Genomic DNA, 14,122 nt, shown 5'->3' with positions numbered 1-14,122 from the left:
ACGAGCGGCCTGCGGCGCGGTGCCGGCGGCCGCGGTTACGGTTCCGATCCCGCATAGCGGGCCTGCGCTCCCTCGGTGATGCGCCGCTCCGCGGCCTTGATCGCCGCCGAGACGGCCCCGGCCCGCTTCGTCGCGTACCAGGGCAGCATCTTCAGCAGGGTCGGCTGGGCGGCGGTGGCGAACATGAGGCACTCGCCCTTGCCGATCTTGCGGATGTCGGAGCCCTGCATGATCTCCTGGCGCCGCAGCTGGACGGAGTGGTTGCCCTTGCCCTCGCCGTAGCTGAACGACGTGGTGGAGATGTCGTGCTGGCCGATCAGCTTGGACAGGGCGTCGACGATCTTGTGGTCGTCCAGGCCCGCGCCGAACACCTTCACCGTCGCGGCCGACCACATGGCCTCCATGCCGTTCTCGGTCCACACCCGCACGCCCTGCTTGTAGCTCTGCAGGATGGTGACCGGCACGATGCCCCGCGACCCCAGGTGGGAGTACATGTCGGGCAGGTCGGCGATCTTGCAGATGTTGGCGGCCTCGTCGAGGACGGCGGTGAGCGGCGGGTCGAGCCGGCCGCCCTGCCCCTCCGACGCCTCCTCCCCGGCGAGGAAGATCGCGTCGGTCATCGCCGCGATCAGCGGGGCGGCGGCCGCCCGCGACTTGCTGAGCAGGTGGAGCGTCTGGCGCGACGTCACGAAGGACTTCGGGTCGAACTCGTCCATGAGCGGGTCGTCCGGCCGGGTCACCCACGCCATGATCTGCGGGTCGTCGAGGCAGCGGGCCGCGGTGCGGGCGGTGGTGTAGATGCCGTCCCGCGTCTCGGCGACGATGTTCTGCGTCTCCCGCAGCGCCTCGGCGTAGGCGGTGAAGCCGTTCTCGAAGAGCACGTCCACCGGCTGCGGGAGCTTCGTGTCGTGCAGCCACTCGCCGACCTTCGCCAGGGACTCCCCGGACAGCGCCGCCGCGAGCGTCAGCTGCGAGATGAGGGAGCGCGCCGCGGGCCCCCACATGTCCTTCTTCGAATCGTCGTCGATGGTGAGCACGAAGTGGCCCGCCAGCCGGTAGGCGTCCTCCACGGTGCGCACGGCGGCCAGGGGGTTCCACCAGAACCGCTGCTCCTGGTGGGTGACGGACTGCGGGTCGAACAGCCACACCCGCTCGCCGGTCGCGCGGCGGCGCAGCTCGGCGGTGGCCGCCCACACGTCGGCCTTGTTGCTGGTCGCGAGGGCCGGGCCGGGCGCGTCGAGCACGTAGGGGATCGCCATCGCCGTCGTCTTGCCGGCCCGCGGCGCCATGTAGGCGAGGACCGTGTCCTCCCAGGACGCGAAGAGCCGCGGACCGGGCCGCCCGCCGCCCGGCCGCTTGACGTCGCCGATCGCCAGCCCGACGTCGGCGTCCTTGAGCGCCCTTCCCTTCGCCCGGCGCAGCGACCGGCGGCGCAGCCGGACCGCCTTCTCCGCGGCCTCCGGCCGGGCCAGCTCGCCGACCGTCGCGTTCCCCTTGTTCAGGGCGGTCACCGCGTCGGGCTGGCCGTAGAGCCGGTTGCGCAGCCGGCCCAGCGCCCACCACGCGGCCAGCACGGCGCCCAGGCCGAGCACCGCGGACAGCGCGAACACCGGGCCCGACGGGACACCGGGCCACGCCGCCCCGGTGTCGCCGGTGGCCAGCGCGACCGCCCAGGCCGCGCCGAACGGGGCCACCTCGCCGCCGAGGAGGGCGGCGACGGCGCGCGCCGACAGCCAGACGAGGAAGAACAGCCCGACCGTCCCCCACAGCGCCAGCAGGACCAGCAGGGGAGGGGCGCCCGCGGCGGCCGAGCCGCCGCGGACCTGGTAGGTGGGGCGTTTGGGGCGCGCCATCGTCACTGCCTCCGAATCGCCTGGTCGGTGTCGTAGAGCATGCGCTCGTCGGCGGTGAGCGACATCTGCACCGGGATGCCGAGCCGCTCCGCGCCGGTCTTGATGAGGTACTTGCCGCGGCCCGGGTGGCGCGCGCCGGGCTGCCAGGAGTCCGGCGAGGACCACGAGGAGACCAGGCCGCGCTCCGGCCCGGTCATCGGCGTGATCCGGTTGACCCAGGCCAGCTCGCGCGGCGGCAGGCCGGCCAGCACGGTGATCGCCGACCGGTCGACGAACCCGCGCGCCTTGGCCCGGTCCTCCTCGGTCGCCAGCGCCTCCAGGTCGCTGAGGGAGTGCGTCACCATCACCGACGCCATGCCCTTGGACCGGTTGAGCCGGGTGAGGGAGTCGGCGAACTCGACGAGGCCGGGCGCCCCGCGCAGCGCGCGCCACAGCTCGTCCATCACGCCGATGTAGGAGCGGCGCCGCATCAGGCCGTGCTCGGCGAGCACCGAGGCCGCGTCGACCATGCCGAACCCGTAGCTCCAGGTGCACAGCATGGCCGCCGTGAGCAGCTTGTCCCCGGCCGCGCCGACCCGGGAGATGTCGACGCTGACCGCCGGCGCCTCCATGTCCAGCGGCGAGGTGGTCTCCCCGTCGAACACGCCGGCCAGCGACCCCGTGCACAGCAGGCGCAGCGTGAAGACGAGCGCGTCCACCCGCTCGGCGTACTGCTCCCGGCCGTCGGCCCGGGCGAAGGAGCGCAGCGACTCGGGCCCTTCCTCGACGACCCGGAGCACGTCGACCACCGTCGGCTGGCGCTCCCCGGCCAGGCGCTCGTCCAGCAGGTCGATCGCCGCGCCGAGCACGACCTCCTCGGAGTTGTCGATCCGCCCTTCCCGGATCAGCGTGCAGAGCGCCATCAGCAGGGAGATCCGCCGCGACCGCACCTCCCAGCGCAGCTTCTCGCGCTCCACGGGGTCGAGGTGGTCCATGACCCCGCCCAGCGGCCCGGCGTCGAGGGGGTTGATCCGCTCCAGGCCGCGGCCGATCCGCACCACCTGGCCGCCGAGGTGGGCGATGAGCGCGGTGTAGTCGGGCTTGGTGTCGCCGAGGACGATGGCCTGCGAGCCGAACGCGATGGCGCCGGTGACCAGCCGCTTCACGAACGTCGACTTGCCGGTGCCCGGCTGCCCCAGCACGAAGCAGCCGGGGTTGGTGACCAGCCCGGCGCGCAGCCACGCCATCGGGTCCATGCACACGACCTCGCCGGAGAGGAGGTCGCGCCCGATCGGCGTGCCGACGGAGGGCGGCTTGCTGCTGGTCACGAAGGGGAACAGGCCGCACGCCTGCGCGGTGGTCGCCTGGTATTCGACGGCGTTGGGGATGTTGGCCGCGAGGCCGCCGCCGCGGTGGCGCCAGCCGAACAGCGGCGCGATGACCTCGCGGTCGCGCTCCGCCCGCCGCGGGGCGTCCTCCGCTCCTCCGCCGGCCGCGGGGCGGCCGGGGTCCAGGTGCTCGGTGGCGGTCACGGCGCCCTCACCCCATCCCGCGCTGGATGAGGAAGGGCGGGCAGACGCCCAGCGGCAGGGTGGTGGCGAAGGCGACGTCCTGGCTGCCCCAGGCGCGGCGCAGCCGGATCCGGGAGGTCTCGGCCGCCGCCTCCGTGTGCGCCACCGCCTGCTTGAGCTGCTCGGGGTCCTCCACGGTCGCGCAGGTGTACAGGCTCATCTGCACCAGCCCCGCCCCGCGGGTCTCCTCCCGCGCGGCCTGCCGGGCGTAGGCGAGGTCCTGGCTGTCGCGGGCGCTCACCCGGTGCCGCACCCGCCAGGACAGCTCGCTCTTGTACTGGGCGGCCGAGTTCTGCGCCTCCAGGGCGCGCGCGGCGGCGGCGGCCGGCCAGGGCCGGAAGAGCAGCGTCGTCCGCTTGGTCCACCGCGTCGGCGCGAGCAGCTCGGCGAGGACGGTGCCGGTCACGTGCGTGCGCGGCGCCTCCTGCCAGACCCACGCGACGCTGGTGCCGCTGTCGTGGGTGTAGTGGTCGTGCCGGGCATCGGCCTCGACGGGGGTGGCGTCGGTCCAGTCATCGGTCTCGAATCCGTCCGAGCCGCTCTGCACCACGGCGTTCACGTCCCTGAGCGCGGCCGGGTCGAACGCCGACCGGACGCAGGCCACGAGCTGCTGCGGCGTCGCCCGCCCGAGCACCGTCACGCCCGCGCCGGAGAGGCTGCTCTCCAGCGTGCCGAGGTGGCTGCCGACCTCCGCGGCCGCCTCCAGGCGGTTCTTCGGCGGGATGGGGAACCGGCGCGGATCGAAGGTGATCGCGATGCGCGTCTCGATCTGCGCGCTCACGGCCGGCGCCAGCCGCACCAGGTCGTCGACGATCTTGCGGGCGGCGCCCGGCGCGCCCGGGTCGATCTCGGCCTGCACCCCGTCCCGCAGCGCCGTGCCCGGGTCGGGGCGCGACTCGACGGTGACCGCCACCCAGCGGATCCACTGCATGTAGCCGAGGGAGGCCAGCCAGCGGTGCCAGTTGGCCACCCAGCCGTCCACCTCGGACGGCTCGGCGAGCCACACCGAGTTGGACGAGACCCGGATGGTGGCGGTCATGTGGCCGAGCCGGCGGTTCCAGGCGATGCCGAACCGCCCGCCGCGCCCGTCCTCGCACGACAGCAGCGTCACCGGCGCGAGGATGCCGGGCAGCTGCAGGGCGCGCGGGTGCTCCACCATGACGCCGGCCCGGTAGCGGGTGTGCCCGAGCATCGAGGCCCACCGCCAGCGGAACCGGGTCATCAGGAACCCGAGCAGCGACGTGCCCTGGGCGGGGACCGCGGCGAGCGCGAACACCGCCGCCATCACCGGGAGCACGTACACCGCGAGGGCCGGCGCGTACAGGCCGGACAGCATGAGGAACACGAGGCAGCCCAGCAGCGCCAGCGTGCCGCCGAAGCCGAGGCCGAACAGGCCGATGCTGCGTCTGCGGCGCCAGCCGCCGTAGGTTCGGGCCATGATCACGCCTCCGTAGCGCCCGTGGGCGAATCGTGTGATGCGGCGGGGGCGGGGCCGGGGCCGGCGGGCTCCACCCCTTCGGCGGCCAGGGCCGAGTCGGCGACGGACCCGGTGTCCGCGATGGAACCGGTGTCGGGGGCGGAACCGGCGTCGGCGGCGCCGGGAGCGGCGTCCCCGCCTTCGGCGGCCGACACCTCCGAGGAGACCGCCGACTCCGACGCGGAGGCGACGGCGCCGCCGGCCTCCAGGGCGCCCGTGCCCCCGGCCGAGCCGCCGGTGGCCGCTCCCGCGCCTCCCGCCGTGCCGCCGGCGGCCGCCGAGCCGCTGAGCGGGCCGCCGGACCCGCCGAGCGCGGGATCGGGGCCGCCGGCCGCGTCGACGGCGCCCCCGCCGTCCGCGAACCCGGCGGTCTGCACCGCGGCCCCCGAGCCGAAGTCGGCGTTGCCCAGCCCCGCCTCCACGGCGTCCGCGCGGTCGTTCGCCGCCTCGGCGCCGGTGCCGCCGCCGTCACCGCCGACCGGGCCCGGGGCGGAACCGCCGGTGGACGTGTTCTGCGCGGCGGCCCCCGACGCGTCGGAGGAGGCGCCCTCGCCGGAGGCGCCGCCGGTCGCGGCGCCGGAGCCGCCGCCCCCTCCGCCGAGGAACGTCGATCCCAGCGCGAGCGCCCACATGCCGGGTGAGCTCATGAGCTTCATCAGCACGGGGAGCGCGCCGGTCGCGAGCAGCATGATCGCCGCGGCGAGCAGGTAGCGGAAGAGCGCGTTGTCGCCGGTGTTGATGCCCAGCAGGACCAGGCCCGACAGGTACAGCAGCATGATCAGCGGCTTGTACAGCAGGCAGGCGAGCAGCCAGCCCACGAGCTTGGTGAAGATCCGCAGGTTGGGCACCATGGTGCTGGCCGCGGCGAGCGGCAGCACGCACACGATGAGGTAGATGATGGCCTGCAGCAGCGCCAGCACCACCACCTGCACGGTCAGGCCGACGATGACGGCCAGGCCCACCATCTCGGTGATGGCGCCCTGCGCCGCCGGCCCGGCGAAGCCGACGCTCTCGGCGTCCTCGTTCATCGCCGTGCGCAGCACGCTCGGGTAGACCTCGGCGGCGCGGTCGAGGAGGTCCTGGTCCACTTCGGCCGGATCGAGGTTGAAATGGAGCACCATGTCGGTGAGCGCCCGGCTGAGGGCGACCAGCACGGTGACGATGAAGATGCCGGCGAACGTCGTGACGATCACCGTCAGCAGGCCGCGGATGAGGTCCATCATCGGGTCCAGGCGCCGCTGCCAGAGCAGCCGGAGCGCGGCCAGCAGGATGCCCAGCGTCGCGAGGAAGAGGACGAACGGGTTGAGGATGTTCTGGATGTGCAGCCAGCCCTGGTCGATCTGCGGCGTGATGCGTCCGACCGCGTCGCCCGGGGAGTAGGGCTCGGTCTCGGTGTTCAGGTAGAACGGGTTCGCCCGCATCAGGCCGAAGAGCGTCTCGGTCACCTCTTGGAGCGATCCCGCGACCCAGCCGAGGTTCTCCTCCTCGTCCACGGCCTCCTCCTCTCCGGTCCGGCGGTCGGTGCGGTTCGGTGCGGCCCCTCCGGCCGCGCGCGCGGTGCGGGCGGGGCGCTCCGGGCGGCCCGCGGACGACTCACCCGGCGCCGGTCAGGGCGGTGGCGATGGGGATGGCGACCAGCATCAGGGAGACGCCCATGACGGTCCAGACCAGGCCGCCGACCCCTTCGGCCGCGACCTCCGACCGGCCCAGCCGGCCGGCCGCCATCTTCCCCGCGGAGTACAGGACCCCGATGACGCCGAGGACGACCACCACCCCCTGCGCGTAGCCGAGGAAGCGCTGGACCGCCCCTTCGCCGCCGGACTGCGTGCCGCCGAACCCGAAGTCGGGGAGCCGCGGCTCGGGCGCGTAGGTCGTCTGTATGTGGAGCAGGACCTCCGCCGCGGCGAGCGCGTCGGCCGGGGTGCCCGTCATGGGAGCCGCCTCCCTCGCGCGGCGCGGCGGGGGCCGCGGTGATCGCCGCGCACCGTCAGGAACCGGTGTTCGCGACGGCGTTGATGATCGGGATGGCCACGAGCATCAGCGAGATCCCCATGACGGTCCAGACCAGCCCGCCGACGCCGTCGGCGGCGAGGTCGGAGCGGCCGAACTTGCCGACGGCCATCTTCCCCGCGGCGAACAGGATCCCGATGATCCCGATGACGACGATGATGCCCTGGCCCCAGCTGATGACGCTCTGGATGGGGTTGTGCTCGCCGTCGAAGTCGGGGAGGTCCGGGTCGCTCTTCCAGTTGAAGTCGGCGGGGAGCGCGGCGGCCGAGGCCAGGGCGTCCGCGGCCAGGTGAAGGATCCCGTCCATGGATCAGTCGTCTCCAGCGTTCAGGAACAGGTGGGCGGCGTGGTCGCGGCAGGCCGCGGTGATCTCCTCCAGGGCCCGCTGCGCCCTGCGGGGCAGCCGCACCCGGCCCACGTCGGCGGTGTCGACGAAGCGCAGGCCGGCGACGAAGGGGAAGCGCACGGTCCGCAGCACCCGCTCTTCGGCGAGGCGGAAGCGCGCCGCGGCCTCGGCCGGCTCCGGTCCGGCGCCGTCGGCGACCACGACCAGCGCGGCCGGCCGGATCCCGTTGGCCTCGAGGACGCCGAGCACCGGGCCGGTCTGCGCCGAGGCCGCCGAGGTGTTGCGGGTCACCAGGACGAGGGGGCGGCCGTAGGTGCCGATGCGCTTCCGCTCGGCGGCGAACGCGCCCAGGTCCCAGGGGGAGTCCAGGAGGGCCCGGAGGGTCGTGGTTCCGGCGCCGCCGTGGCAGCCGAGGAGGACGGGTTCTCTGGTCCAGTCCGGCAGCGCGTCGGCGGTGAGACCATCGAGCACGCCGACGGCCTCGGGAGGTGCCGTCTGTTGCTGCAACATGGTTTCTCTTCTGTCTCTGTGAGTGGGGCGGGGGAACGGAGGCCGCCGCGCCGCCCGGGCCGGGAAAGGCCTCGGCGGGGTCTTCGGAACGAATACCTGCGGTGTGCTCCGCGCGCTCCGCGGGCGCCGGAACGCCGGCTGCCGCGGGGCACAATTACTAACCCCTGCGGCGGCCCGGCGCAAGTTGCGGAATCGAAACCGATCACGCTGGGTGAGTGAATTCGGCCGCTTTTTCGGTCCATTGATCCCGGGGAATGGTGGTGCCCGGGAACACCCTTCGGTGGCGCCCCGCCGAGCCGCCCGAGTTCGAATGGCGTCCGCCCGTTTCCCGTGGACACGCGGCCGGCGGAGTGCGGTTCCGCGCGCCTTCCCCACCGGTTGGGCGAATCGTTATCCAAGAAGACGCTCGGTGTGCGGCGGGCCATGGGCCGCGATTGCGAACCGCGGGGTGCTCGGGTATTCCTGTTCTCGTTCGCCTGCCCCCGCAGGCCCCATTCCCCTTTTCCTCTCCGCCCACGCCGATCGGAGGCAGCGTGCGCCGCTCTCCCCTCGCCCCGGCCCGCGGACCGCTGCGCACCGAGCCCTTCGTCGTCGGCGTGCTGGCGGTCCTCGTGGCACTGCTGGCGGCCTTCGGCGTCCTCGCCCTGCGCCAGGGGCCGCAGGATCCGTCCGCGGACGGACCCGCCGCCGCCCCCTCCGGGCCGGAGGAGGCCGCCGCGGTCCCCGACGACGTCCTCGCCCTCCTGCCCCACCGGGAGGAGGAGCTCCGGGCGGGCGCGCTGGTCGCCGCCGAGTTCGTCGCGGCCTACGCGACCACCGACCCGGAGGAGTCCCCCGCCGAGCGGATGGAGCGCCTGGGGGCCGGCCTCTCCGACGGCTTCGCGGCCCGGCTGGAGCAGGCGCTCGCCGCCCCGGCCGCGGAGCGCGGACCGGAGGGGGCGGTGCGCGCGGAGGCCGCCGTGCGCGGCATCCGCAGCGTGGGCGAGACCTCCGTGGTCTTCCTGGTCTCCGCGGCGGAGGCGGGCGGCGGGGAGCCCATCCAGGAGTACGCGGCCACGGTCGCGCGCGAAGAGGACCGCTGGCTGGTCTACGACGTCCAGTTCGCGGACGCGGGCGACTCCGGCGACGGCGGGGACGGGGCGCTGTGACCGCGCCCGCAGGGGCGGGGCGGGCCCGGCGCGGGGCGCGCGGAGACCGCGGCTCCACCGCGCTGCGGGTCTCCTCCGGGGCATCGGCGCTGATCCTCGCCGGATCGGTCGGCTATGCCGCGACCTACGGGTGCGGGGCGGGCGCCGCGGAGGTCTCCGCCGGAGGGGTGTCGAACGCCTCGTACGTGGAGCAGTCGATCGCCCCGCACCGGGACGGCAACCAGGCGGTCGTCGACTCCTCGGGCGAGAACGGGAACTTCGGCACGGAGGTCCGCATCCCGATCGACATCCCCTCCGACCTGCTCCCGATCTACGAGCGGGCATCGGAGGCCTACGGCGTCCCGTTCGAGATCATCGCCGCGATCGGCGCCAAGGAGACGCACCACGGCCGGTTCCTGGCGCACGGCGACGGCAGCCCCTCGGGGGTCCAGGAGGGCACCCGGAACGCCTGGGGCGCCGCCGGCATCATGCAGATGGGCGTGGCGGACCCGGACGACCCCTCGGACCTGGCCGGCGGGGCCGCCTCCAACGGCTGGGGCGGCCGGCCGATCGAGAGGGTCGAGGACCGCGCCCACACCTACGAGGTGGGGGAGGTCCCCGGCGACCCCTCCGTCTTCGGCACGGGCCACTTCGGCATCGACGGCAACGGCGACGGGATCGTCAACGCCTGGGACCCGTGGGACAACATCATGTCGGCGACGTTCAAGCTCGCCTACATCAAGGGCCGGGCCGAGGCGGACTACGGCTCCTCGCCGTCGGACTCGTGCGCGAACGCCTCACCGGCGGTCGAAGACCCGCTGGACTGCGCGATCTACCGGCACAACCTCGCGCACTGGTACGTCGAGCAGGTCAAGGCCATCGCGTCCGTCTACGCCGAGGACGGCAGCTGGGAGACCGCGCCGGCGCTGAACATCCGGACGGCGTCCAACGTCTCCAACGCCGCCACCGGCCGCGAGTGCGAGCCCGGTGCGACCCCGGCGGGCATGCCGTGGCTGCCGCCGGGCCTCGGCGACCACCAGGAGGCGGTGCTCTCCTACTCCCGCGAACAGCTGGGGAAGCCCTACGTCTGGGGCGCGACGGGACCGGACTCCTTCGACTGCTCCGGCCTCACCATGCAGGCGTACGCGGCGGCCGGGATCACCATTCCGCGCGTCACCACCGGCCAGTTCGACCCGGACCACGCCGGGTGGAGCGCCCCCGCCCGCAAGTTCCAGACCGGCGGGCTCGTCGTCGAGGAGCTGCAGCCGGGAGACCTCCTCTTCTACGACAACGGAAGCAGCATCTACCCGGGGCACGTCACCCTCTACCTCGGGAACGGGGAGATGATCCACGCCCCGAACTCGAAGCGCCCCGTCTCCATCGACACGGTGTCCGAATACTCCGAGTACTCCGGGGTGGAGTTCGTCGGCGCGGTCCGGGTCTACCCCGAGGCGACACAGGTGTGAACGGCCCCCGGCGGCGGGGGCGGTATCCGAGAACGAGCAGAACGGGAAAGGACGGTGATCGGCGATGGCTGCCCCTCTGATCGCGGCCGGAGCGGGGATCGCGCTGCGCGTGGGCGGGGGCATCGCCCTGCGCACCGGCGGAAGGGCGCTGCTCCGCTCCGCCGGGCGTTTCGCCCTGCGGGCCGGCGGGAAGGCGCTGAAGTTCCTCGGAGGCAGCGCGATGGGGCTGCTCAGGGCGGCCCCCGGGGCGCTGGGGAGGCTCGCCATGGGCGGGCTCGGGCTCGCGGCCTCGGGCCTGGGAAGCGCGCTCTCCGCGATCGGCGCGGTCCAGCCCCTCGGGCTGCTCGGCGCGATCGCCGGCGCGGTCTCGGGTGAAGGGTCGGCCCAGGCGTTCGGCGCCGAATCCGTCGGGCTGCGCGGGCGCGGAAGGAAGGCGATGCCGACACCGGGATGACCGCCGTCCCGCGGCGGCGCGGCCGAGAAGGGCCGGCCGCGGCCCGCCCGGAAGCCGCCCCGTCCAGAAGGAGGAGAGCGCATGCGTACGACCGCCATCGTGGCCGCGGTGTTCGGCCTGCTGGCACTCGGCGCCGTCGGCTTCGGCCGGCTGGCGCTGGACCGGGCCTCCCCGCAGAGCGCCGCGGAGGCGGTGGGAGCCGAGCGCGTCCCCTCCCTGGAGGAGGTGCTCCCCCTCGGCGAGGAGGGCTACCGGGAGGCCGCGGAGGCGGCCCTGCTGCACGCCGATGCCTACGGCACGTTCCGCCCCGGCGAGGCGGAGGGCCGCTACGCCGAGCGGATCCGGTCGGCCGCCGCGCTCGCCGACGTGCCGGACGGCCCGGTGCTGGAGTCGATCGGCGCGTGCGCCGAGCGCCTGGACCGGGAGGGCCGGGAGACCGAGGGGGCGGCGGAGATCCGCGCCGTCTCCTCCCTCCTCGCCGACTCGGTGCACTTCACCGTCGCCCTGGCCGGCGTCCCGGTGGACGGCGGCGCCGAGGTCGATCTCGGCGTGCACGAGGTGCTCGTCATCCTCGAAGGCGGTGAGGAGTGGACCGTGGCCTCCTCCGCGCCCGAAAGCGGTGCCGCCGCGTGATGCCCGGGATCGGGCGCGGATGGAGGCGCCGGCTGCGCCGCCGCGGCGACCGCGGCGAGGCGCGGACCGAGTACGCCGCCTCGGCCGGGATGCTCACCCTCTCGGGGATCGCCGGGACGGTGCTCATCTCCGCGACCACCGGCATGGCGGGCCCCGGGGCCGCGGAGGGCGCCGCCGTCGAGCAGGCCGGGTACAGCGGACCGCAGCAGTACGGGGAGTGCGATGCGACCGGCGCCGACCGGACCGCGGGCTACGAGAACGGCCGCATCCCCACCGACGTGCTGTGCGGACTGGACCGGCCCGGAATGTACCTCCGCGCCGACGCCGCGGTGGCCTTCCTGCGGATGGACGACGCCTTCGAAGCGGAGTTCGGACACCCGATGCCGCTCAACGCCGCCTACCGGGACTACGCCAAGCAGGTGGAGCTCCACTCCCGGCTCGGCTACCCGGCGGCGGCGCGGCCGGGCACGAGCAACCACGGGCTGGGAATCGCCGTCGATATCGACGGAATGCATTTCGGCGGCGAGCGGTACAACTGGGTCAACGCGAACAGCGCGAATTACGGATGGTTCCAGCCGGAGCAGATGCGCGAGGGCGGATCCAATGAAGAGCCCTGGCACTGGGAGTACCAGAGCGGTGTGAGCGTGTGACGGAAACGGTGGAAGGCGGGCGATGAGCGGCGAATTCATCGGGCGCAGTGAAGAGGTCCTCGGTTATGTGATGGGTCTGGGGGTCCTGGTCGGTGTGCTGGCTCTGCTGATCATCGGCGGGCGTATGATCCACGCCAATTTCACCGGTGATCCCTGGATCGCGGCGCGGGGGATGAGCGAGCTTCCCTGGGTGCTGCTGGGGATGGTGCTGCTCGCGGGTTCGGGGGTGCTGGCCGCGTCGCTGCTGCAGGGGTCGGTGCACGCCACGGAGGAGCCGCTCACCGAGGTCCTCGCCGACGGTTCCGATTACCAGCGGGAGCAGGAGGAGGACTCGATCAGTGAGGACTGCCTGCAGGACCCGGAGACGAGTGCGCAGGTCTGCCCCGGCGACGAGGGGTGGGATTCGGTCGCGGAGACGGTGCCGCTCACCGGAGCGAACGATCCCCGCTGCCTGCAGGACGGCTCCGCCGACTGCTACGAGTACTGCTACATCGGGAGCGAACTGTACGGGAGGCCGCTCACCGATTCGCCGTGCTACTCGGAAGGGGACGCCTCCGACCCCGATTGGATATGGGCGGAATACAGCTGCCCGAACGTCTGGAACGACGTCATCGCCGACGGCGTATCGGCATGCGAGCCGATGCCGGGCGAGGAGGCCCTGAGGATCGTGGGGAACGAGCAAATGGGGCTGCTGAGATATTATACGTGTGAATATTATCCGGGATGGGTCGATTACCACGTGACACAGGAAGCGTGGAACGGCATCGAATACACGAGCGGGCCCGGAACCACGGTCGAGGAATCGGGCTGGTGCATCGTTTGACGAGGCCGGAGCGGAGGCGCGGCGCGGGCCTCCTCGCCCCCAGGATCCGCGGTGCTCACCCGGGCGCCGCGCGGCGAGGCGGAGAGCCACCGGTGCCGGCGGTACGGGGCCGGGGCGTCACACCGGGTCTCCCGCGTTCACCCGGGCGCTGCGCAGCAGCCGCGGCGAGGCGCCGTAGCGGTCGCGGAACGCCGCGCTGAAGGTGCTGGCCGATATGAAGCCGACGCGGCGGGCGACCTCGGACACCGGCATCGAGGTGTTGCGCGGGTCGGTGAGCAGCTCCCGGGCCTGGGCCAACCGGGTGTCCTTGATGAGCCGGCGCGGGGTGGTCCCGACGGTCTGCAGGGCCAGCTGCACCTGCCGCAGCGACCAGCCCAGGTCAGCGGCGAGCGTCTCGCCGCGCAGCCCGGGGTCGTCGGCGTGCAGCCGCACGTGGCGCTGGGCCGCCGCGGCGATCTCGGCGAGCCGCCCGCCCGGCTCCGCCATGCCGTTCTGCCCGCGCAGGGCCATGCAGAGCAGGTCGGTGGTGCGCTCGGCCACGGCGTCGAACTCGTCGGGGGTGAGCTCGGGAGCGTGGTCGATGAGGCCCGCCGCCATGGAGTGGGCGATCCGGCCCACCCCGGTGCCGAGGTCCACCGGACACGGCGGCCGCCGCCCGAACAGCGTGGTCTCCAGCGGGCGGCGCTCCAGCGACAGCGCCAGCCCACCGGAGTGCTCCGGCTGCTCGAACGTGAACGGCCGGGCCATGGTGAACACGCACGCCTGCCCTTTCCGCAGCAGGATCTGCTCTCCGCTCTGCTCGACGACGAGCGTCCCCGAGCTGCAGACGAGCAGGAAAGGGTCGCCCGTGGGCGCTTCGCGCAGGTGGCGCTGGGTCTTCTGGTGGCGTACGCCATCGGAATGCCAGCTCAGGACCTGGTGGTTGTCGGTCCACACGCGGAGTGCGTCGCTCTGGAACCGCCGCACGCCGTCCGGGAAAACGGAATCCACGCCGTGGTGGTAGAAACTGACGCGCTCATGCCAGGTCTCGAACGCCTCGTCGATGTCGAGGTGGCCTGTCGCCGTGGTCTCGGTTCTGACGGTGGGCATCGGTCCTGTTCCCTGGTTTTCGTCCTGTCGTCCGCGCAATTCATTCCTGATGAAGCGCAGGGTGATCGGTTCGCCACCCGGGAATTCGCGCCGGCGCCGGATCGCGGCGCCGGGCGGTTCAGTATACGGACCGA

At 73.5% G+C, this 14,122-nt stretch carries 14 protein-coding genes; 6 read left to right on the top strand and 8 right to left on the bottom strand.

The genetic code is table 11. The annotated features are described in order from the left end of the window. Window positions 1-35 precede the first annotated feature (35 nt). From J0910_RS18900 to J0910_RS18870, 7 genes are all read right to left on the bottom strand, one after another. The gene (locus J0910_RS18900; RefSeq protein WP_420159865.1) at window positions 36-1,853 is read right to left on the bottom strand and encodes a type IV secretory system conjugative DNA transfer family protein; all 1,818 of its coding nucleotides are present in this window, start codon (window positions 1,851-1,853) and stop codon (window positions 36-38) included. Between the two features lie 2 nt (window positions 1,854-1,855). Beyond that, window positions 1,856-3,364, bottom strand: a complete 1,509-nt coding sequence (locus J0910_RS18895; protein WP_420159864.1) for a hypothetical protein — start codon at window positions 3,362-3,364, stop codon at window positions 1,856-1,858. A 7-nt stretch (window positions 3,365-3,371) separates the two neighbouring features. Then, window positions 3,372-4,841 (bottom strand): SCO6880 family protein, encoded by a 1,470-nt coding sequence (locus tag J0910_RS18890; RefSeq protein ID WP_420159863.1) that lies wholly within the window; start codon window positions 4,839-4,841, stop codon window positions 3,372-3,374. 2 nt (window positions 4,842-4,843) lie between these two features. Further along, on the bottom strand, window positions 4,844-6,373 hold the full coding sequence (locus J0910_RS18885; RefSeq protein ID WP_420159862.1) for a hypothetical protein: 1,530 nt from the start codon (window positions 6,371-6,373) through the stop codon (window positions 4,844-4,846). A gap of 100 nt (window positions 6,374-6,473) precedes the next feature. Further along, complete coding sequence (locus J0910_RS18880) at window positions 6,474-6,812, bottom strand: hypothetical protein (protein WP_420159861.1); 339 nt, start codon at window positions 6,810-6,812, stop codon at window positions 6,474-6,476. A 55-nt stretch (window positions 6,813-6,867) separates the two neighbouring features. Continuing rightward, complete coding sequence (locus J0910_RS18875; protein WP_420159860.1) at window positions 6,868-7,197, bottom strand: hypothetical protein; 330 nt, start codon at window positions 7,195-7,197, stop codon at window positions 6,868-6,870. Window positions 7,198-7,200: 3 nt separating this feature from the next. After that, entirely contained in the window at window positions 7,201-7,746 is a 546-nt protein-coding gene (locus tag J0910_RS18870; RefSeq protein WP_420159859.1) for a hypothetical protein, read from the bottom strand. Window positions 7,747-8,279: 533 nt separating this feature from the next. Here J0910_RS18870 and J0910_RS18865 point away from each other — a divergent pair. The 6 genes from J0910_RS18865 to J0910_RS18840 all read left to right on the top strand — a co-directional run bounded on the left by J0910_RS18865 (window position 8,280) and on the right by J0910_RS18840 (window position 12,899). Beyond that, entirely contained in the window at window positions 8,280-8,894 is a 615-nt protein-coding gene (locus J0910_RS18865; protein ID WP_420159858.1) for a hypothetical protein, read from the top strand. Continuing rightward, window positions 8,891-10,339 (top strand): C40 family peptidase, encoded by a 1,449-nt coding sequence (locus J0910_RS18860; RefSeq protein ID WP_420159857.1) that lies wholly within the window; start codon window positions 8,891-8,893, stop codon window positions 10,337-10,339. The genes J0910_RS18865 and J0910_RS18860 overlap by 4 nt, the downstream gene beginning before the upstream one ends. A 64-nt stretch (window positions 10,340-10,403) precedes the next feature. Beyond that, window positions 10,404-10,793: a hypothetical protein gene (locus tag J0910_RS18855; protein WP_420159856.1), complete on the top strand. Its 390-nt coding sequence runs from the start codon at window positions 10,404-10,406 to the stop codon at window positions 10,791-10,793. Window positions 10,794-10,874: 81 nt separating this feature from the next. Further along, the gene (locus J0910_RS18850) at window positions 10,875-11,426 is read left to right on the top strand and encodes a hypothetical protein (RefSeq protein WP_420159855.1); all 552 of its coding nucleotides are present in this window, start codon (window positions 10,875-10,877) and stop codon (window positions 11,424-11,426) included. Then, complete coding sequence (locus J0910_RS18845; RefSeq protein WP_420159854.1) at window positions 11,426-12,076, top strand: M15 family metallopeptidase; 651 nt, start codon at window positions 11,426-11,428, stop codon at window positions 12,074-12,076. Before J0910_RS18850 ends, J0910_RS18845 begins: the two co-directional genes overlap by 1 nt. A 22-nt stretch (window positions 12,077-12,098) precedes the next feature. Further along, window positions 12,099-12,899, top strand: coding sequence for a hypothetical protein (locus J0910_RS18840; protein WP_420159853.1), 801 nt, complete (start codon window positions 12,099-12,101; stop codon window positions 12,897-12,899). A 117-nt stretch (window positions 12,900-13,016) separates the two neighbouring features. On the opposite strand, the gene J0910_RS18835 is transcribed toward J0910_RS18840, so the two are convergent. Further along, window positions 13,017-13,988 carry a helix-turn-helix transcriptional regulator gene (locus J0910_RS18835; RefSeq protein ID WP_420159852.1) on the bottom strand — a complete coding sequence of 324 codons (972 nt, stop codon included), beginning with the start codon at window positions 13,986-13,988 and terminating at the stop codon, window positions 13,017-13,019. Window positions 13,989-14,122 lie beyond the last annotated feature (134 nt).

It is taken from the genome of Nocardiopsis oceanisediminis (assembly GCF_048595525.1).
In the GTDB taxonomy this organism is placed as follows: domain Bacteria; phylum Actinomycetota; class Actinomycetes; order Streptosporangiales; family Streptosporangiaceae; genus Nocardiopsis_A; species Nocardiopsis_A oceanisediminis.
Note: the sequence above shows the minus strand (reverse complement) of the source record. Positions and strands in the feature narration are given on the sequence as shown.